The sequence below is a fragment of the Lacrimispora sinapis genome, from assembly GCF_043633585.1.
GTDB classification, from domain to species: domain Bacteria; phylum Bacillota; class Clostridia; order Lachnospirales; family Lachnospiraceae; genus Lacrimispora; species Lacrimispora sinapis.
Genome location: NZ_CP141832.1, coordinates 318,834 through 338,479, shown reverse-complemented (window position 1 = coordinate 338,479; position 19,646 = coordinate 318,834). Strand labels below are relative to the sequence as shown.

The following is a 19,646-nucleotide window of genomic DNA, read 5'->3' as shown; positions in this document are numbered from 1 at the left end:
CAGGAAAATCACCTGGCTCCAATGGTTACCTGAAATTTTATCTCTTTATATTCTTCCCTTCCACTACGGGAGACCGTCACCGGTATCACCTGTCCCGGACTGGATTTTTCTAAAATTACCTGAAAATCTTTCATCGTCACAATTTTTTTCTCTCCAAGAGAGGTGATGATGTCGCCGCACTGAATCCCTGCATTATAAGCAGGACTGTCTGCATTCACATCAACCACGTATACCCCCAGGGGCATGCCGCTGCTGTTCATGGCTGCACTGACCTCCTGGCCCTTGATGCCAAAGTAGGGAAAGGCTGCTCCATTGCTCATCTTTTCCAAAATAGTCTTATAATCAGAGATGGCCATGGCTGCTGTCATATCCTGATTTCCTTCATTCTTATAATCGTCTGTCACCCAGCCAATGATCTGGCCGGAGGTATTCATAAGAAAGGTACCGGTTCCTGCATTCCCTTTTACATCGGAATAAAGGATGCGGGTCATACCGTCCGTCACCTGGACATTCTTCGTGATATAGGAGATAAATCCGTACCCGGAGGAGTGAACCATACCTGCGGGACCGCCGATGGCTATGACCGGATCTCCCTGTTTTACGGAATAGGAGTTTCCAAGTTCCAAAGCCTTGACTTCCTCTAAAAGGGTTCTCCCAAGACCTTCTGTGGAAACACTGACAATCGCCATACCGGAGAGCTTATCGGTCTGCTTGATGGTCCCCTGCACTTCCGTACCATCAGAAAATGCCACACGAATGGCTTCCGCATCTTCCACCGCTCCATCGGGAGTCAGCACCAGTAATTCCTGGTTGGCCGCGGAGATGATCACACCAGCAAACAATCCGGAGTTTTCCACTGGATTATTAAACCAGTCTTTCTGGGTCTTTACAGAATGAACTGTCACGATCCCTTTGTCCGCTTTCTGGACCACCGCTTTTAGGTTTCCGTACAGCGTATTATAGTCCTCCATAGAAAAAGGGTATTTCTCCATCGCTGATTTTAATAATTCCTCGATCGGCTCTGTCTCTGCTGCGGTAGTGGCTGTTTCAGACTCAGAGGACATGGCCTCAGGGTCGTCCTTCGGAATGGTTACCGGAGTCCCCGGCGTGGACGATTCTCCTAAAAACAAACGTTCCGCAACTGGTCTCGATATGACAAATGTAACCGCCGCAACAAATCCGAAAATAACCGCAGTCAATATAAGGCCTAACACCCTTTTTAACATGTCCTCTTTTGACATGGGCTGTTTTACTATCTTTTCATTGATAAACCGACGCGGTTCCGTCTTTCTATCATCTGGCCCGTGATTATCCGGCATACTTACCCTCCTTTTCAGAAGACCTATGTACTATTATAAGGTTCTTCCAGCCTTAATGCAAGAAAAACCTACGAAACCCCAAAAAACGGGACTTTTAGAGCCTTTTAACACTTCCTTTTAAAGCTATGAAAAATAACCTGAGGATTGCAGTTTTTATCTCACGTATGCTATACTGTAAACGATACACTGGTCAACAATTGCAAAGGAAGTCATTGAAAAAAAGGAATAATCTATGAATCAGAAAGCATTAAAAACTTTAGAATATCATAAAATCATTGGAACGCTTACGGAATATGCCACCTGCGATTCCGGAAAGGAGCTGTGCAGAAATCTGGTCCCTTCTACGGATTTTCATGAAATCGTGTTATCTTTGAAGGAAACTTCTGATGCCGTGACAAGAGTCCGGCAGAAAGGAAACCTTTCTTTTGGAGGGGTAAAGGATATCCGGCCCTCAATCAAGAGACTGGAGGTGGGAAGTTCTTTAGGGATCGTGGAGATTCTATCCATTAGTTCTCTGCTTACCACAGCCGCCAGGGCAAAGGCTTACGGACGGCATGAGGATTCGGAACTGCCGGAGGATTCTTTAGAGGAATTTTTCCGGTTGCTGGAACCGCTTACTCCAGTCAATACCGAGATCAAGCGCTGCATTATTTCGGAGGAGGAAGTGAGCGACGATGCAAGCCCCGGACTCCACCATGTGAGACGTTCCATGCGTTCCATCAACGATAAGATCCACGCCCAGTTAAACTCCATCTTAAATTCCAACCGGTCCTATCTTCAGGATGCAGTCATCACCATGAGAGACGGAAGATACTGTCTCCCCGTAAAAGCGGAGCATAAGTCTCAGGTTTCCGGTATGGTACATGACCAGTCTTCCACCGGTTCTACCCTTTTCATCGAGCCTATGGCCATTGTGAAGCTGAACAACGACCTGCGCACTCTGGAAATTCAGGAGCAAAAGGAAATCGAGATGATCCTGGCCGACCTAAGCAATCAGCTGGCGCCTTATCTGGAAGAACTGGAGACAAACTTCAACATCCTTACCAAGCTGGATTTTATATTTGCGAAAGCTGCTCTTGCAAAGCATTATAACGGCAGCGAACCTGTTTTCAATACCAAAGGGATCATCAATATTAAGGATGGGCGCCATCCGCTCCTGGACCCGGCAAAGGTGGTTCCCATCAATATCCATCTGGGACGGGAGTTTGACCTTCTCATTGTGACGGGACCCAATACGGGAGGTAAGACGGTCTCCATTAAGACCGTGGGACTGTTTACGCTGATGGGACAGGCCGGCCTTCACATTCCTGCCTTTGACGGGTCTGAGCTGGCTGTTTTTGAGGAGGTATTTGCGGACATAGGAGATGAACAGAGCATTGAGCAGAGCCTCAGTACGTTTTCCTCCCATATGACAAACATCGTTCAGATCCTCAGTCAGGCGGACAGCAATTCTCTCTGTCTCTTTGATGAGCTGGGGGCCGGAACTGATCCTACGGAAGGGGCTGCTCTTGCCATTTCCATACTGACGTTTCTTCACAACATGAAATGCCGCACCATGGCGACCACCCATTACAGCGAGTTAAAGGTCTTTGCCTTAACCACTCCGGGAGTGGAAAATGCCTGCTGTGAATTCGATGTGGAAACGTTAAAGCCGACCTACCGCCTGCTGATCGGAATTCCGGGAAAGAGCAATGCTTTTGCCATTTCCAAGAAACTGGGACTTCCGGATTATATTATTGAGGATGCAAAGACCCATCTGGAAGCCAAGGACGAGACCTTTGAGGATCTTTTGACTCATCTGGAGGAAAACAGGGTCACCATTGAAAAGGAACGAATGGAAATCGAGGCTTATAAACGGGAAGTGGAGCAGTTAAAGAACCGTCTGACCCAAAAGGAGGAACGTCTTGACGAAAACCGGGACAAGATGATCCGAAGTGCCAGGGAAGAGGCCCAGCGGATTTTAAGGGAGGCCAAAGATACGGCTGACCAGACCATCCGCCAGATCAACAAGCTGGCAAAGGACTCCGGCGTGAATAAGGAGCTGGAGGCCGAAAGAAGCCGTCTAAGGAGCAAGCTTCAGGATGTGGATGCTTCTCTCTCTCTAAAAAAAGAAAAGAGCAAATCCCAGAAGGGCATTGACCCCAAGAAGCTGAAGCTGGGAGACGGCGTCAAGGTCCTCAGCATGAACCTAAACGGAACCGTCAGCTCTCTTCCCAATGCCAAGGGCGATCTTTATGTTCAGATGGGAATTTTAAGATCTCTGGTCAATATATCGGATTTGGAGCTTCTCCAGGAAGAATCCGTTTCCATCCCGGGCGGGAAAGGAAATTCAAAAAGAGGCGGAAGCGGAAGCAGTTCCACCCGAATCTCAAAATCCCTGTCCATATCTCCGGAGATCAATTTGATCGGTATGACAACGGATGAAGCCATTCCACAGTTAGACAAATATTTAGATGATGCTTATCTGGCTCACCTTCCTCAGGTCCGGGTGGTTCACGGCCGGGGGACCGGTGCTTTAAAAAATGCGGTGCATAAGCACTTAAAGAAACTGAAATATGTAAAGGAATTCCGGCTCGGCGTATTTGGGGAAGGGGATTCCGGTGTAACTATTGTTATGTTCAAATAATGTTAGAAATGGAGTCTATTATGGCAGAGAAACAGCGGATATTGATCGTAGATGATGACAGCAACATCGCTGAATTAATCTCCTTATATTTAATAAAAGAATGCTATGACACAGAGATCGTCGGGGATGGGGAAGAGGCACTCCGGGTATTTCCGTCATTTAAGCCACATCTGGTTTTACTGGATCTGATGCTGCCTGGTATGGACGGCTATCAGGTCTGCCAGAAGATCCGTTCCTTATCCCAGATCCCCATCATCATGCTGTCGGCAAAAGGCGAAGTGTTTGATAAGGTTCTGGGCCTGGAGCTGGGTGCTGATGACTATATGATCAAGCCATTTGACTCCAAGGAGCTGGTGGCTCGTGTAAAGGCGGTCCTGAGACGTTACCAGGCCATTCCTTCTAAGAGCGATGCCCATACGGACCAGCAGGGAGATTATGTGGAATATCCGGATCTGATTGTCAATTTAACCAACTATTCCGTTATTTATATGGGTCATTCCATTGAGATGCCGCCAAAGGAGCTGGAGCTTTTATACTTTTTAGCCTCCTCTCCCAACCAGGTATTTACCAGGGAACAGCTGCTGGATCATATCTGGGGATACGAATATATCGGAGATACCAGAACGGTAGATGTCCACATCAAACGCCTGCGGGAAAAAATCAAGGATCACGCCGCGTGGGCGCTGACTACGGTTTGGGGGATCGGTTACAAGTTTGAGGTGAAGCGTTAAATGACACATTCTCTCTATACCAAGTTTATTCTGGGCTATCTTCTGTTCGGACTCCTTGGGTTTATCACCATTGCGACCTTTTCTTCGGAAATAACAAACCAGTACTTACTGAAACAGCATTCCGAAAGCCTGTACGATGAAGCCAATGAGATTGCTTCCTCCTACAGCAGCATGTACCACGGAAAGAATATAAATGCTTCTGCCTCCTATCCGGAGCTGGAAAAAGAGGCAAGGTATTTAAACGCCCAGATATGGATCGTGGAACGCCAGGGAAAAATCGTTGCCGACAGCGAAAACGCTGATAAGAAGGGCAGGAGTATTGATAACTTTGATCCCACTTCCATGGGAAACAAATCCTATACTATCGGCAAATACTACAACCAGTTTTCCTATGACGTGTTAAGCGTCCATGCGCCGATTACAGGAAATTATACCACCTATGGGTATGTGGTGATCCATCTTCCCTTATCGTTTCTGCAAAGGGAGAGAGACGGCATTTTAAACATCGTTTACATCAGTGCAGCCGTAATTTTCGGCCTGTCCCTGATCATTCTTCTTGTATTTACGAAAAACGTGTATGTTCCATTAAAGAAGATCACAGCGGGTGCCAACGAATACGCCCAGGGAAATTTATCCCATCATATCGGGGTAAATACCAGAGATGAGATGGGCTATCTGGCGGCTACGTTGAATTACATGTCAAGCGAGCTGGGGAAAATGGAGGAATACCAAAAGAACTTTATTGCCAATGTTTCCCATGATTTCCGGTCTCCCCTGACTTCCATCAAGGGATATTTGGAAGCCATCTTAGACGGGACCATACCGCCGGAGATGCAGGAGAAATACTTAAACCGGGTGATTTCTGAGACCGAACGGTTAAACAAGCTGACACAGGGCATGCTGACGCTTAACTCCCTGGACAGCAAGGGATATCTAAACCGCACCAATTTTGATATTAACCGGGTAATCAAGGACACTGCGGCTTCTTTTGAAGGTACCTGCAGAGAAAAGAGCATCACCTTTGACTTAACATTTTCTGACAGCATTCAGATGGTTTATGCAGACCTTGGAAAGATCCAGCAGGTTCTTTATAATCTGATTGACAATGCCATTAAATTCAGTTATCCGGATTCCACCATCTACATTCAGGCTTCTGGGAAATATGAGAAGATTTTTGTATCCATCAAAGACAAGGGCGTGGGCATCCCAAAGGACAGCATCAAAAAGATCTGGGAACGGTTTTACAAAACAGATGTTTCCAGAGGCAAGGACAAAAAGGGAACCGGCCTGGGACTTGCCATTGTCCGGGAGGTCATTCAGTCTCATGGAGAGAACATTGATGTGATCAGCACGGAGGGCGTGGGGTCGGAATTTATCTTCAGCCTTCCCAAATCCACGAATTTATAGCAGCCAAAAGGGTGCCGCAAAACGCGGCACCCTTTGTATTTCCTACAGTCTCTTTCCCGCATCCATGGCCAGTAAGGAACGTTCACATTCCTCTGCGGTCAGGGTGATTTGCCAGCACAAAGGACTTCCCTTCATATGCTCTGCCGCATAGCTGAGACCATTGGTCCTTTCATCTAAAAAGGGGCGGTCAATCTGGTTGGGATCTCCTAGAAGAATAATTTTGGTTCCCTTTCCGGCACGGGTGATGATCCCCTTTACCTGATTCGGCGTCATATTCTGTGCTTCATCAATGATTAAATAGGTCTGTGCAATGGAGCGTCCCCTGATATAATTCAAAGCCTCAGTCTTTATCAATCCCCGGTCGAAAATCTCATCTATTTTTCCCGCCAGTTCCTCTTCTTTCTCATACCGTTTCTCTTCGCTGGAATCAATGAGCTGTTCCAGGTTATCAATGACCGGACGCATCAGGGGAGAAATTTTTTCCTGTTCGCTTCCCGGAAGAAATCCGATATCAGAATCAAATTGGGCATTGGGTCGGCTGACAATGATCCGGCGGTATTCCCCTGTCGGGTTGTTTAAAAGCTTCTCCAAGCCTACGGCAAGTGAATAGAAGGTTTTTGCAGTTCCCGCCATACCTTTTACGATCACCAGGGGCGCGGCCTCCGCCGGCTGCATCAAGGCTTCCTGCAGGAAATACTGTCCTGCATTCCTGGGAGATATGCCATAGGGCTTATGCTTCACATATTCAAGAGGGACGATCCTGCTGCCGCTGACCCTTCCAAGGACCGTCTTTTTCGTGGACTGGTCTGCTTTTAAAATCACAAATTCATTTTGCTGCAGCTTTGGTATCTTCCGTTCTCCGGCTTCGTCCATTATATAAACACATTCCGATGAAATCCCTTTTTTCTTAAATTCCTTAACCCCCTCCTCCGGCACATAGACTTCGGTTCTGCCGGAATACTGTTCCTCCCGCTCCGGCACCTGCTCGGTTGTAAAATCCTCTGCCCTGACCCCGATGATCTGTGCTTTGATTCTCAGCAGAATATCCTTGGTCACAAGAACCACTTCACCGGAAAGCCCTTTGCAGACCTTTAATATACGGTTATCCATCTTATCATCCGGCAGATCGGGCGGAAGTTCCACGTCGATGCAGTTCTTTTCGATCCGTAGAGTCCCTCCATGCTCCAGTTTCACACCGGATAACAGATCCCCTTTTTGGCGAAGCTGCTCCAAAATCCTGATTGCCGCTCTGGCATTGGCTCCCTTTTCACCTTCTGCCTTTTTCAAATGATCCAATTCTTCCAAAACCACTACCGGAAGCACCACCTGATTGTCATCAAAACAATACAGGGAGTCAGGAGCCTGAATCAGTACATTCGTATCCACAACATAGGTTTTTATCATTTAGAGGATTCCTTTTCCTTTCCAGAAATACAGTTTTTGTAATTCTGATTATAATGGAAATAAAGAATTCCTGTTATCAGATTACAGTAAAGGCAATGTAAAAAATTAAGCATTTTTTTGGTAAATACAGGGGTTTTCTCCTTATAGAGGAAGTTTTGGCTGCTGAAACCGGACGGACTCCCCTCTCTTTACAGAGGAGGGAAAAATGATATGCCGCCCTCACTGTTTTTAGGTTATTTTTTCCGTTTTGATAACAAGTCTACGGTGACCGCACCCAGAAGGACAGCGCCTTTTACGATTTTCTGAATATCCGTTGACCAGCCATAAAGGGACATTCCATTGTTTAAAATCCCCATGATAAACGCACCCACCACGGCTCCGATGATGGTACCGATTCCTCCCGTGGTTGCAGCACCTCCGATATAGCAGGCGGCAATGGCATCCATTTCAAACTGGTCTCCGGCTTTGGGCGTTGCGGAAGCATTGCGGGCGGATAAAACGATTCCGGCAATGGCACATAAAATGCCCATATTGGTGTACACCCAGAAATATACCCGGTCCGTATTAATCCCGGAGAGCCTTGCTGCTTTTGCGTTTCCTCCCAGGGCATAAATCTGTCGGCCTGCAACGGTCCTGCTGGTAATAAAATGATACAGCGCCACCAGCACTCCCATAATGACCAGTACAAACGGGATTCCGTTATACCGGGACAGCTTATAAAAGAAGAAGCCGACGATTAAAAGAATGACTCCGGTTTTGACTGCGCTCTGCCAGAGGGGAATAACGGGAAGGCCATATTTCTTTCTGGTCATAATACTTCTGAATTCAAAAAAAATAATAAGGGCAGCGGCAATCAATGCCGCCCCGATGGAGATTAAGTCGATGGAACCTCCTCCAAAGGGAATCTTGACGGTGGGAAGAAAACCGGCCCCTATGTATGTATAATCGGAAGGAAGAGGCCCTTTGGTCTGGGCTTTCAAAAGCGTATAGGTAAGCCCTCTTCCCATGAGCATGGTCGCCAGGGTCACTATAAAGGGAGGAATGGATAGCTTGGAAACAAAGAACCCTACAAACATTCCGGATAAGGTTCCAATAACCAGGGCGGCTGCAATGGCTGCCCACATGCTGGTTTTATAGTCCACGATCATAATTCCCACAGCCGCACCGCTGACTGCAACAATGGAGCCTACCCCAAGATCAATATTTCCTGTGAGCACGCACAAAAGCATCCCTACTGCAAGGATCACGATATAGCTGTTTTGCATGATCAAGTTGTTGATGTTGGCAGGGGACATGTTTTTCCCTCCTGTCATTGCCGCAAATATAAGGAATACCGCAATGAGAGCCAGAACCATTCCGTATTCTTTCATATTGAGATTGACTGTTCTCTTTTTTTCCATGTCTACGCTTCCTTTCCGCTGTCTGCCATGATACACTTCATGATCTTTTCCTGCGTGGCCTCTTTTTGAGATAATTCTCCGGCAATACGGCCTTCCCTCATGACGTAGATCCGGTCACAGGTTCCCATGACCTCTAAAAGCTCGGAAGAAATCACGATAACCGCTTTCCCCGCCTTGGCCAGATCGTTAATCACGCAGTAAATCTCATACTTTGCCCCAATGTCGATGCCGCGGGTGGGTTCATCTAAAATGAGCACATCCGGCTGAGTCAGCATCCACTTTGCAAGAACTACTTTTTGCTGGTTTCCGCCGGAAAGAGAGCTGACCGTTTGGTTGATGGAAGCTGCTTTTACATTGATTTTCTTTTTATATTCCTCTGCGGCAAGAATTTCCCTGTTTTTATCCACAATTCCTTTTTTGGAAAAAAACCTTGGCAGGGCTGCCAAGGTCATGTTTGCCCTGACGCTGTCGTTTAAAATGAGTCCATAATTTTTCCGGTCTTCTGAAACATAGGCAAGTTTATGGTTGATGGCTTCCTGGACATTGCGGATCAGTACCTGTTTTCCATTGATTCTAATGACACCGGTTATTTTCTGCCCGTAGGACCGTCCGAAAAGGCTCATGGCAAGCTCTGTACGGCCTGCCCCCATAAGTCCTGCAAATCCTACCACTTCCCCTGCTCGCACATAAAAAGAAATATCCCTGATTACCTGACGCTTTAAGTCCTCCGGATGCCAGACGTTCCAGTTCTCCACCTCAAAGATTTTATTGCCGGTCTTACAGATTCTTTCGGGATAACGGTTTTTCAGTTCCCTGCCCACCATGCCTTTGATAATCCGGTCCTCACTGATTTCATCGGTTCCCTTTTTTAAAGTTTCAATGGTTTTTCCGTCCCGGATTACCGTAATGGAATCCGCCACTTCGCTGATCTCATTTAACTTATGGGAAATCATGATGCAGGTGATCCCATGCTTTTTTAAATCCAGCAGGATGCCCAGAAGCCGTTTGCTTTCTTCATCATTCAGGGCCGCCGTGGGCTCATCCAAAATGAGAAGCTCCACCTGCTTTGCCATAGCCCTTGCAATCTCGATCAGCTGCTGCTTCCCCACGCCCAGGCGATTGACCGGAGCGTTTAGATCTTCATGTTCAAGCCCTACCTTTTGAAGCACTTCCCGGGCCTTTTTATGCGTTCTGGTCCAGTCCACCACGCCTTTTATCCATTGTTGTTCATTTCCCAGGAACACATTTTCCGCAACGGATAGGCAGGGGCTCAAAGCCAGCTCCTGGTGGATAATTACGATTCCTTTTGCTTCGCTTTGTTTTATATTATGAAACTGGCATGTATTTTCTTTGTATATTACATCTCCGTTATAGGAGCCGTAAGGATAGACTCCTGAGAGTATATTCATCAGTGTGGATTTTCCGGCTCCGTTTTCCCCGCACAGGGCATGGATTTCTCCTCTTTTTACCCTGATGTTCACATCTTCTAAAGCCTTGACTCCATAGAATTCTTTGGTGATGTGATTCATCTCCAAAATGTATCCGGACATCTCCCCAGCTCCTTTTCTTACCCTCCTGATACGGAAAAACAGGCGGCATTCTTCCCGCCGCCTGTCATGTCATTTCCTGTTACTGCGACAGCTGTTCTTCCGTGTAATAGCCGCCTTCCACGACAATCTTTTGGTAATTGTCTTTATCGACCGCTACCGGAGTGCAAAGGTAGGCCGGAACAATGATTTTTCCGTTGTTGTACTGCTCAGTATCATTGATCTCCGGTTCTGTTCCTTCCAGCACCGCCTGAACCATCTTTACGCACTTTTCAGCCAAAAGTCTGGTGTCTTTGTAAATAGACATGGTCTGATATCCGGAAATGATGTTTTTAACCGCCATAAGCTCCGCGTCCTGACCTGTAATAAGGGGCCAGTCTTCTCCCAGCTTATAGCCTGCCCCTTCCAGTGCTGATTTACAGCCATAGGCAAATCCGTCTAACGCAGTAGCACAGATATCCAGTTTCCTGTCTGAGTAAAATCCGGTCAGATAGTTTTCACAGTTTTGCTGGGCGGTTTCCTGAGACCACCGTAAAATACAGGTATCCTCAAAGGATGTACGCCCGGATTCACAGACCAGTGTCCCGTCATCCAGATATGGTTTTAAGACCTCCATCAGGCCGTTGTATAAAAACAGTGCATTGTTATCATCCGGGGAGCCCATGAAGAATTCAATGGTATAGGATTTTCCTTCGGCTTTTGCCTGATCCAGCTGCTTCTTCTCTTTTATGTATTCCCCAATGGCAGTTCCCACTCCCTTGTTATCAAAGGTCGCATAATAGGAAACAGCATCGGTATCCATGAGAAGACGGTCATAGGCAATGATCGGTATCCCGGCATTCTTCGCCTGTTCCTCCACATTTACAAGTGCGGAAGAATCAATGGAGGCAATGACCAGGCAATTTACACCGGAAGCAATCATATTTTCAATCTGGGATACCTGCATTTGAACATCATCTTCTGCGTACTGAAGATCCACTTCATAGCCCAGCGCTTCCAGCTGCTTCTTCATGTTGGCACCGTCATTGATCCACCGCTCGGAAGACTGGGTGGGCATTGCAACACCTACCTTCCCCACTCCCCCAGGTTTTTCCGTGTTTGCTTCTTCTTTTGCTGTTGTTGCGTCTGTCTGGGAGCTGCTGCATCCGGCAATGGATGATACCGCTAATAGTACTCCAAGAAGCATGCCTGAGATTCTTCGATTCATAACTTCTAACCCTCCAATGGTTTTTGTATATACAATTTACATGCTCCGTAAATTTGCATTTTATATTAAATCCATATATATATTCTGCTTTTTTACGTCCCACGCTATATTATGAATATATTTATGGTTTTATTCCACTAAAGGGTTATGGTTTTTGTTACTTTTGTATGGTATTTTAAAATATCCCTACATTCCTTGCATCAAATTGACGACGATATTTTACTTTCTTTGAGAAAAGTTGTATATGGAGGAACAAATAAGTTATGAGAGCATTACGACTCGTTTATTTTCTCACAAAAAACAGGCGGAACTTTCGATGCAAAAGAAAGTTCCGCCTGTCATATTTCATATAATTATGTAGTTCAGCAAGCCTTCTAAGCCTACCGCCTCATCTCAAATCAGAATTCTGAGATATGAGGGAATATCCTTTTTATTCCTTCCAGTGGAGCTGGTGAAGCTCTCCCTTCATGGTCATATGTTCAAATCCGTTCTGCCTCAAAGCCTCATAAAGTACAATGGAAACTGAGTTTGATAAATTCAGGGACCGGATATCTCCCCACATGGGGATTCTGATGCAGCGGTCCTGATTTCCAAGAAGAAGGTCTTCCGGAATTCCTGCACTTTCCTTTCCGAACATCAAAAAGCAGTCCGGGTCATATTCCATATCACTATAAACGTGGAGTCCTTTTGTGGTGGCCATATAAATCTTTGCGCCCGGATTGCGGTCCAAAAACTCCTGATAGTCGCTGTAAACCGTAAGATCCAGTTTATCCCAGTAATCCAGCCCCGCACGTTTGATCAGCTTGTCATTCAGCTTAAATCCCAGCGGTTCGATCAGGTGCAGCTTTGTGTCTGTGGCAACACAGGTCCGTCCGATGTTGCCGGTATTGGCAGGCATCTCCGGTTCAAATAATACGATATTCATATCTCTTACGCCTTTCCGTCAAGTTTCTTAATAAATCGGTCCATACGGCCCAGGGCCTCCTTTAGGTTCTTTAAGGAATATGCATAGGAAATACGAAGATAGCCTTCTCCGCAGTCTCCAAATGCCGTTCCCGGTACGACCGCTACTTTCTCTTCCCGCAAAAGTCTGGTGGCGAACTCATCGGAGGTCATACCAAACCGTTTGATACTGGGAAATGTATAAAAGGCACCATGAGGTTCAAAACATTCCAGACCCATTTCCTGAAAGGCATGCATCAGGTAGCGCCTTCTCTGGTCATAGGATTCCCGCATCGTCTCCACCTCTTTATCTCCGTCACGAAGGGCGGCTACGGCAGCGTACTGGCTGGTGGTGGGCGCACACATGATGGCAAACTGATGGATCTTTAACATCTGCTCCAGGATCACTCTGGGCGCTGCCGCATAGCCAAGTCTCCAGCCGGTCATGGCGTAGGATTTGGAAAAACCGTTGATCAGTACGGTTCGGTCCTTCAGCCCTGGAAATGCCGCAATGGTGGTATGTTCACCGCCGTACGTCAGTTCCGCATAAATCTCATCTGAAATTACAAACAGATCTTTTTCTATGACAACGTCTGCAATATCCTTTAATTCCTCCGCCGTCATAACCGCGCCGGTGGGATTATTGGGAAATGGCAGTATCAGTACTTTTGTCTTTTCAGTGATTTTCTCTAACAGCTTCTCTTTTGTCAGCTTAAACTGATCCCTGGCCTCCAGATCAATGGTGACCGGAACACCATTGGCAAGAATGGTACATGGCACGTAGGATACATAGCTTGGCTGGGGAATCAAGACTTCATCTCCAGGGTCCAGCATGGCACGAAGTGCAATATCAATCGCCTCACTGCCGCCCACCGTAACCATGACCTCATGATCCGGGTCATAGGTAACTTCAAAACGTCTGCATAAATAATTGCAGATCTCCGCCTTCAGCTCTCTCAGCCCTGCATTGGAGGTATAAAAGGTACGGCCCTTTTCCAGAGAATAGATGCCTTCTTCTCTGATATGCCAGGGGGTATCAAAATCAGGCTCGCCCACACCCAGGGATATGGCATCCTTCATCTCACTGACAATGTCAAAAAATTTACGGATTCCGGAAGAGGGGATCTCTGCAATCCGGTCTGATAATGGATTTCTCACGGTGTAATCAACATCCTTTCATCCGGCGTCTCTTCAGCAAGGACGGTTCCGTGGTCCTTATATTTTTTAAGGACAAAATGAGTGGCAGTGCTTAAAACTGATTCCATGGGAGAGAGTTTTTCAGAAACGAACTGAGCCACCTGTCTCATGGTCTTTCCTTCGATGAATACGGTAAAATCAAAAGAACCGGACATCAGATAAACGGCATTGACTTCGTTATACTGATAGATTCTCTCTGCAATCTTATCGAATCCCATACCTCTTTGAGGTGTTACCTTTACCTCGATCAGGGCCACAACCTTTTCATCACTGGTATTATCCCAGTTGATGAGCGTGTGGTATCCGCAAATGATATGTTCTTTTTCCATTTCGGCGATCTCATTGGCTATAGCCGTCTCGCTTTCTCCCAGCAGAATGGCTAAATCCTTTAAATCAATCCTGCTGTTTTTTTCTATGACCGCCAATATCTTTTCCCTCATATCCTTACCTCCTGTTTTTCATTTAAGGCATCAATCCAAAACTTTATAAAGCTCATCCAATGTCGGCCGGTCAAGATATCCAACTCCGTCTCCATGGTCGATGATCCGTCCGATCCCTTCTGTCACTTTTCCAATTACAGCTCCATGGATCTGCTGCTCTTTCATGGCTGCCACCAGATCCGCCCCGTTATCGGCGGTAAAAAGCAGGCAACGGGCGGAGAAAAGGCGGTACGGGTTTAAATCGTACCGCTCACAAACCTCAATGGTTTCCTGTCTGACCGGAATCCGGCGGAGGGAAAACTTGATTCCGGTCATATAGGCACCGGACAAATCCCAAAGTGCCTTTAAAATCCCGCCTTTTCCCGCCTGTTCCAGTTCTGTGGCTCCAAAGGGTTCCCAGATTTTTAGATCCGGTTTCGGACCGTTGTTTTCCAGTTCCAGTATCCGGTCCACGTAGTCTTTGGAAAACCACTGATACAATTCCTTTTTCTTATGCTGAACAATCTCCAGGGTCCCGGAAAGGCCGGCATAACCGGCCACTACCAGATCCTGTCCGGGTCTTATGATCCCGTTGTTTTCTCTTTCAATACGCTTCATGTTATTCTGCCTGTATTCCAGGTCCCTGAGGAACCGTTTCTTCCGCAGCGGCTGTCGCTTCTGGGGCAGGTGTCTGTGTGGCAGGAGCACTGGTTTCCGCTGGCTGAGGGACTGTTTCCGTTGCCGGCGGCTGTGTCTCCTGGGGCTGTGCCGGATTTGGTACCGGTGCTACAGAGGCCGGTGCCGCAGGCCCTACCTTTATAATCGCCTTGGAAGGATTATAAGTATCGGTGTGCAGGATCTCACGGCTCTGTTCCACACCGTCAATATAAATCACCTTCCACAGTCTTGATTTGATTCCTTTATGAGCGGACTGCACCTGCTTCCTGCTTCCGGGAGGCATGGTTGGGTCCACCACTTCTTTGGGTGCACCGGGATCGGTGACACTCAACGTCTCGGATACGAAATCAAAGGTACGGTTTGCCGGTCTGGTCTCCTTTCCGTAGATGGTAAAGGTGATGGTCTTGCCTGACGTATATCCTTCCACATAGATGGGAGTGCTGTAATTGTTGGTGAATTTAAGGTCCTTATAGGTTCCTGCAATAGCAGCATCCTGGGAGGGTTTTACATAATTTACCACCATAGAGTGATTCTGTCTCTGGACTACTTCCAGTTCGGCACGGAGTACGGCATTATAAAGTGTGGTGGATATCTGACACACACCGCCTCCTACACTGTCTACCACCTGACCGTTTTCATATGCGGCGGCAGTGGCATATCCATTGGAGACCGTAAAGGGATGCATGCATTCATATCCCGATAAGGTCTCTCCCGGCATAAGAACACGGCCGTTGATCTTTCCGGCTCCTACCTGCAGATTCTTGGAACGGGAAGCTCCGCTGGAGGAAAAGCTGGTGGAAAATGTTCCGAGCACATCATTGATGGTGGATAAATCTTCTGTAGTGATCGCGGGCTTCACCTCTGAAACAACTGCAGCTGCTGTTACTGGTTCCTTGAGTCCGTTGGCAAGGGCCGCATTAAGGGCCTCCTTTGTGGCCGCAATATCCACATTCTTACCGGTGACAGACGGAGTTACTGTAAATGCGCCATTGCTTCGGACAATGGTAGCATTCTGCGGCTGAACCATAACGGAAGCGCACTTTTCATTGATAAAGGCTTCCAGTTTTCCATCGTCAAGAGCCGTTTCCAGGGGAATGATCACAGGATTCTTCTCGATATCTTTTTTATTTAAATACCGTTTGATCAAATTCCCTCCCTGCCAGGATGAGGCAGCCTGGTTCACCGCTTCCGGATTGCTCCAATGGAATCCCAGTTCTTTTGCCGTTGTATCCATAGGCTGTCCGTCAACCACCAATGTAATCTTTTGGTTTTCCATTTCATTAACCAGCCCCTGTATCTTCTGGCTGGCTTCTTCTTCTGTCATACCGCCTAAATTATATTCCCCAACATAAATTCCATCCGGAAGGGTATCTGCCATAACATAAGCCGGAGAGAGAAAACCAATCCCTGCCGCCAATACCACAGCCGCCAGGGTTATGGATAAAGTTTTCTTTTTCATATTCATTCCTCATGCTCTATTGTGTCTGCAACTGCGATAAGCCCCCGATGATTTACATAAAACTCAGCATCATTGGAAGAACCATCGCAATAATTAATAAAACTACCACTGCAATCAAAATCACTGACATTAATTTTTTGTTGTTTTTATTGTTAAAGTTAATCATGTTGTATCCCACCTCTCTTATATTCTTCCATACTGTGATATGATTTTATCCGTGATTCTCGATATTTCATTTCTGGATAAATGATCCGTTTGCACAGATAAAACTATTTTATGATATTTTAATAGATCCTGCAAGTGTTCTTTTTGCCGATTTGATGCCGGCTGTTCCTTTTTCACCTTGTAAATCAAGGGCTGTGATTCAAATGCTTCCGGCTCGTTGCTGCCGAATCTTCGGACCAGCTCCTGATACAAAAAATGTGCAGACTTACTGTCAGCCAGCGCACGGTGGCTTTGTTCCTGCTTGATTTCAAAAAATTCACAGGCATCTTTTAAATTTTTCTTTGCTTCCGGCGGCATAAACCGTCTTGCAAGCTTCAAGGTATCAATTCCCTGCCGTTCAAAACCATGGCCTCCATTGACTGCCGCACGTTTTAAAAAGCTGTAATCAAAAATGACGTGATGGCCAAGTACAGGAAATTTTCCGGCAAAATCCAGAAATTCCCCGATGACCGTTTCGATTCCAGGTGCCGATTCCAACTGCTCATCCCGGATTCCGGTCAGGCTGGTTATCCGTTCCTCCAGCTTCCGGTAAGGATTTACAAAGGTTTCGTAAGTGTCCTTTATAACTCCGTTAAGAACCAAAACAGCACCGATCTCTATGATCTTATCTTTTTTCGGGTCCAGACCTGTTGTTTCCAAATCTACCGCAACATAGGATGAAACCACATTTTTATTCCCCTCTCTTAAGATATCGTTTTCTGGGCGCTGGGGCAGAGGTCCTTTAAAAAGCACTCTCCGCACTTAGGCCTTCTGGCAAAGCAGATGGACCTGCCAAGCGTAATAATCTGTATATTCCATAAGATCCAGTGGTCCCTGGGAAGAATCTTCATCAGCTCATATTCGATCTTTTCCGGGTCTTCTGATTTTGCGAACCCCAGCTTTTTGGATATCCGCTTTACGTGGGTGTCCACCACGATACTGGGTTCGTTATAAATATTGCCCAGAATGACATTGGCCGTCTTTCTGCCCACTCCTGCAAGAGATGTCAGTTCTTCTATGGTCTTCGGCACTTCTCCGCCAAACCGTTCCATCAGATCCTGACAGCAGGAAATGATGTTCTTTGCTTTCATGCGGAAAAAGCCCAGGGAATGAATGTCTTTTTCCAGCTCGTTTGCATCTGCTTTCGCAAATTTTTCCACGGAATCATATTTTTTAAATAAATCTGCTGTCACCATATTCACTCTGGCATCTGTGCACTGGGCGCTTAAAATAACGGCAATCAACAGCTGCCAGGGCGTCTCATGGTTTAAATAACATATATATTCCGTTCCATATTCCCGGTCAAGAGCTGCAAGGACCTGGTCCACCCGCGCTCTTAATTCTGCTTTCGTTTCTTTTTTTGCCATTAATTCCTCCAAATACCGATTTCATAAACGGCTGCGTTATGGGTCAGGGCATCCCTCTTTTTATAATCAAACAGAACCGCCCGCTGGTCCCGGAATACCTCCACATGTGCCATCTTCATCAATTGTCTGGACTCATACCCTTCATATCCCTCTTTTAAATAGGAAAAGGATTTTGCTTCCTCTGTAAAAAATGCCCTTATCTGCTCTTTATACGGCTCCTGATCGGCACAAAAGCGGGGGCGGCTTTTTAAATTTTCTCTCAAATATAAATCATACACAAGAAGATCCTGATACATGGGAAGCCTTTCCGGTGCCTGCTGACGGATAAAATCCTCCAGAATTTCATAGCGTGCCATGCGGCTGTGGCTGATACCGGTCAGCTCCTGTTTATCATAGTATTCGGCAAGCGCTTCAAACATATCAAATGGGGATGCAAATTCGTTTAACAGTTCCTTTATGGTGGTACGGAACTGGCCGCTGTTTCCGTAGACCTCTAACATTTCTTCCAGATTTTTTAATTTTAAGATTTCTCCGTAATTGAGCCATCGGGTCGACAGCACCTCATAGGGTGCCTCTTCCTTAAATCTTACCCCGTATTCCTCTGCCTTTTCCGACATGTAGGAGCCTTTTAAAACCTTTAAAAAGCCAAGCTGCAGCTGCTCCGGCTTCATGTCATAAACCTGGTTGAAGGATCTGCGGAAGCTTTCATAGTCCTCATGGGGAAGCCCGGCAATCAGATCCAAATGCTGATGGATATTTCCAAACCGATTGATCTTGTATACAATATCCTTTAAAACTCCCAAATCCATGGTTCGCCGGATTTCCTTTATGGTATCCGGATTGGTGCTCTGGACACCGATCTCAAGCTGTATGAGTCCCGGCCTCATCCGTGACATCAGTTCCAGTTCTTCCTCCGTCAGTAAATCCGCCGCGATCTCAAAATGAAAATTGGTGATTCCGTTGTCATGTTCCAGCAAATGGCGCCAGATGGCCATGGTATGATTATGATTGCAATTAAAGGTCCTGTCCACGAATTTCACCTGAGGGACTTTGCTTTGGAGAAAAAAGTCCAGTTCCTTTATGACCATCTGCGTATCACGAAACCGGACGGACTTATCAATGGAAGAAAGACAGTAGCTGCAGGAAAACGGACAGCCTCTGCTGCTCTCATAATAAATGATCCTGTTTTTAAAACCGGACAGGTCTTGATAAAGAAATGGGATGCGGCTCATATCCACCGCTTTTTTCAGGGGATTTTCCAACACATTCCCTTCCTCATCTCTTACGGCCACCCCGTCTATTTTGGTAAAATCCCTGGGACTTCCTTTTATATAGCTGCGCACCACTTCCTTAAAGGTCTCTTCCCCTTCTCCCATCATGATCCCGAAAACTCCCGGTTCCCGGCGAAGGATCTCTGCTGCATCATAAGACACTTCAGGACCTCCCAGCCAGATCTCCACTTGGGGGAGAACCTTCGGAAGGTCCCGGACCAGCTGCAAAACATAAGCCATATTCCAGATATAACAGGAAAATCCCACCGCCTCCGGTTGTTTTAGGTAGATATCCTTTAAAATATCATCAAGCTGGTTGTTGATGGTATATTCTCCTATCTGGATCTGAAACCTTCCATCCGTTAATTCCGGTTCTTCCACATAAGCCTCTGCATAGGCCTTGAGGCTGTAAATACCGGGATTGGAATGAATGTATTTGGCATTGAGCGCCGCCAGTAAAAATTTCAT

The 19,646-nt window shown here is 46.5% G+C and carries 16 protein-coding genes; 3 read left to right on the top strand and 13 right to left on the bottom strand.

The genetic code is table 11. From position 1 onward, the window contains the following. Positions 1-8 precede the first annotated feature (8 nt). Entirely contained in the window at positions 9-1,319 is a 1,311-nt protein-coding gene (locus VIG27_RS01630; RefSeq protein ID WP_394524688.1) for a S1C family serine protease, read from the bottom strand. Between the two features lie 232 nt (positions 1,320-1,551). Between VIG27_RS01630 and VIG27_RS01625 the strand changes: the two genes are divergently transcribed. Genes VIG27_RS01625 through VIG27_RS01615 form a run of 3 tightly spaced genes read left to right on the top strand, consistent with a single transcriptional unit; the run spans position 1,552 to position 6,083 of the window. Beyond that, positions 1,552-3,945, top strand: a complete 2,394-nt coding sequence (locus VIG27_RS01625) for an endonuclease MutS2 (RefSeq protein WP_394524686.1) — start codon at positions 1,552-1,554, stop codon at positions 3,943-3,945. Between the two features lie 20 nt (positions 3,946-3,965). Further along, positions 3,966-4,676, top strand: a complete 711-nt coding sequence (locus VIG27_RS01620) for a response regulator (protein ID WP_394524685.1) — start codon at positions 3,966-3,968, stop codon at positions 4,674-4,676. Beyond that, entirely contained in the window at positions 4,677-6,083 is a 1,407-nt protein-coding gene (locus tag VIG27_RS01615) for an ATP-binding protein (protein ID WP_394524684.1), read from the top strand. It begins immediately after the preceding gene. A 42-nt stretch (positions 6,084-6,125) separates the two neighbouring features. Here VIG27_RS01615 and VIG27_RS01610 read toward each other — a convergent pair whose 3' ends face one another. The 12 genes from VIG27_RS01610 to VIG27_RS01555 all read right to left on the bottom strand — a co-directional run bounded on the left by VIG27_RS01610 (position 6,126) and on the right by VIG27_RS01555 (position 19,646). Beyond that, positions 6,126-7,487, bottom strand: coding sequence for a PhoH family protein (locus tag VIG27_RS01610; protein WP_394524683.1), 1,362 nt, complete (start codon positions 7,485-7,487; stop codon positions 6,126-6,128). A gap of 233 nt (positions 7,488-7,720) precedes the next feature. Further along, positions 7,721-8,887, bottom strand: coding sequence for a multiple monosaccharide ABC transporter permease (gene mmsB / locus VIG27_RS01605; RefSeq protein ID WP_394524681.1), 1,167 nt, complete (start codon positions 8,885-8,887; stop codon positions 7,721-7,723). Between the two features lie 2 nt (positions 8,888-8,889). Next, positions 8,890-10,437: a multiple monosaccharide ABC transporter ATP-binding protein gene (gene mmsA, locus VIG27_RS01600; RefSeq protein ID WP_394524680.1), complete on the bottom strand. Its 1,548-nt coding sequence runs from the start codon at positions 10,435-10,437 to the stop codon at positions 8,890-8,892. Positions 10,438-10,516: 79 nt separating this feature from the next. Continuing rightward, entirely contained in the window at positions 10,517-11,641 is a 1,125-nt protein-coding gene (chvE, locus tag VIG27_RS01595) for a multiple monosaccharide ABC transporter substrate-binding protein (protein WP_394524679.1), read from the bottom strand. Between the two features lie 430 nt (positions 11,642-12,071). Beyond that, the gene (gene trmL / locus VIG27_RS01590; RefSeq protein WP_394524678.1) at positions 12,072-12,566 is read right to left on the bottom strand and encodes a tRNA (uridine(34)/cytosine(34)/5-carboxymethylaminomethyluridine(34)-2'-O)-methyltransferase TrmL; all 495 of its coding nucleotides are present in this window, start codon (positions 12,564-12,566) and stop codon (positions 12,072-12,074) included. A gap of 5 nt (positions 12,567-12,571) precedes the next feature. Beyond that, positions 12,572-13,741 carry an aminotransferase class I/II-fold pyridoxal phosphate-dependent enzyme gene (locus VIG27_RS01585; protein ID WP_394524676.1) on the bottom strand — a complete coding sequence of 390 codons (1,170 nt, stop codon included), beginning with the start codon at positions 13,739-13,741 and terminating at the stop codon, positions 12,572-12,574. Next, positions 13,738-14,220, bottom strand: coding sequence for an Lrp/AsnC family transcriptional regulator (locus tag VIG27_RS01580; RefSeq protein WP_394524675.1), 483 nt, complete (start codon positions 14,218-14,220; stop codon positions 13,738-13,740). Before VIG27_RS01580 ends, VIG27_RS01585 begins: the two co-directional genes overlap by 4 nt. Before the next feature lie 30 nt (positions 14,221-14,250). Continuing rightward, positions 14,251-14,817 (bottom strand): AIR synthase, encoded by a 567-nt coding sequence (locus VIG27_RS01575; RefSeq protein ID WP_394524673.1) that lies wholly within the window; start codon positions 14,815-14,817, stop codon positions 14,251-14,253. Between the two features lies 1 nt (position 14,818). Next, positions 14,819-16,336, bottom strand: a complete 1,518-nt coding sequence (locus VIG27_RS01570) for a VanW family protein (protein WP_394524672.1) — start codon at positions 16,334-16,336, stop codon at positions 14,819-14,821. A 183-nt stretch (positions 16,337-16,519) separates the two neighbouring features. Next, positions 16,520-17,227, bottom strand: coding sequence for a PolC-type DNA polymerase III (locus VIG27_RS01565; RefSeq protein WP_394524670.1), 708 nt, complete (start codon positions 17,225-17,227; stop codon positions 16,520-16,522). Between the two features lie 17 nt (positions 17,228-17,244). Further along, positions 17,245-17,907: an endonuclease III gene (nth, locus tag VIG27_RS01560; RefSeq protein ID WP_394524669.1), complete on the bottom strand. Its 663-nt coding sequence runs from the start codon at positions 17,905-17,907 to the stop codon at positions 17,245-17,247. After that, positions 17,907-19,646 (bottom strand): B12-binding domain-containing radical SAM protein, encoded by a 1,740-nt coding sequence (locus VIG27_RS01555; RefSeq protein ID WP_394524668.1) that lies wholly within the window; start codon positions 19,644-19,646, stop codon positions 17,907-17,909. Before VIG27_RS01555 ends, nth begins: the two co-directional genes overlap by 1 nt.

What these genes read in the sequence shown, in the direction of transcription:
- VIG27_RS01570 (WP_394524672.1), bottom strand. Translation starts at nt 16,336, where the DNA reads ATGAAAAAGAAAACTTTATCCATAACCCTGGCGGCTGTGGTATTGGCG.
- VIG27_RS01620 (WP_394524685.1), top strand. Translation starts at nt 3,966, where the DNA reads ATGGCAGAGAAACAGCGGATATTGATCGTAGATGATGACAGCAACATC.
- nth (WP_394524669.1), bottom strand. Translation starts at nt 17,907, where the DNA reads ATGGCAAAAAAAGAAACGAAAGCAGAATTAAGAGCGCGGGTGGACCAG.
- VIG27_RS01555 (WP_394524668.1), bottom strand. Translation starts at nt 19,646, where the DNA reads ATGAAATTTTTACTGGCGGCGCTCAATGCCAAATACATTCATTCCAAT.
- trmL (WP_394524678.1), bottom strand. Translation starts at nt 12,566, where the DNA reads ATGAATATCGTATTATTTGAACCGGAGATGCCTGCCAATACCGGCAAC.
- VIG27_RS01575 (WP_394524673.1), bottom strand. Translation starts at nt 14,817, where the DNA reads ATGAAGCGTATTGAAAGAGAAAACAACGGGATCATAAGACCCGGACAG.
- VIG27_RS01630 (WP_394524688.1), bottom strand. Translation starts at nt 1,319, where the DNA reads ATGCCGGATAATCACGGGCCAGATGATAGAAAGACGGAACCGCGTCGG.
- VIG27_RS01615 (WP_394524684.1), top strand. Translation starts at nt 4,677, where the DNA reads ATGACACATTCTCTCTATACCAAGTTTATTCTGGGCTATCTTCTGTTC.
- chvE (WP_394524679.1), bottom strand. Translation starts at nt 11,641, where the DNA reads ATGAATCGAAGAATCTCAGGCATGCTTCTTGGAGTACTATTAGCGGTA.
- VIG27_RS01580 (WP_394524675.1), bottom strand. Translation starts at nt 14,220, where the DNA reads ATGAGGGAAAAGATATTGGCGGTCATAGAAAAAAACAGCAGGATTGAT.
- VIG27_RS01610 (WP_394524683.1), bottom strand. Translation starts at nt 7,487, where the DNA reads ATGATAAAAACCTATGTTGTGGATACGAATGTACTGATTCAGGCTCCT.
- mmsA (WP_394524680.1), bottom strand. Translation starts at nt 10,437, where the DNA reads ATGTCCGGATACATTTTGGAGATGAATCACATCACCAAAGAATTCTAT.
- mmsB (WP_394524681.1), bottom strand. Translation starts at nt 8,887, where the DNA reads ATGGAAAAAAAGAGAACAGTCAATCTCAATATGAAAGAATACGGAATG.
- VIG27_RS01625 (WP_394524686.1), top strand. Translation starts at nt 1,552, where the DNA reads ATGAATCAGAAAGCATTAAAAACTTTAGAATATCATAAAATCATTGGA.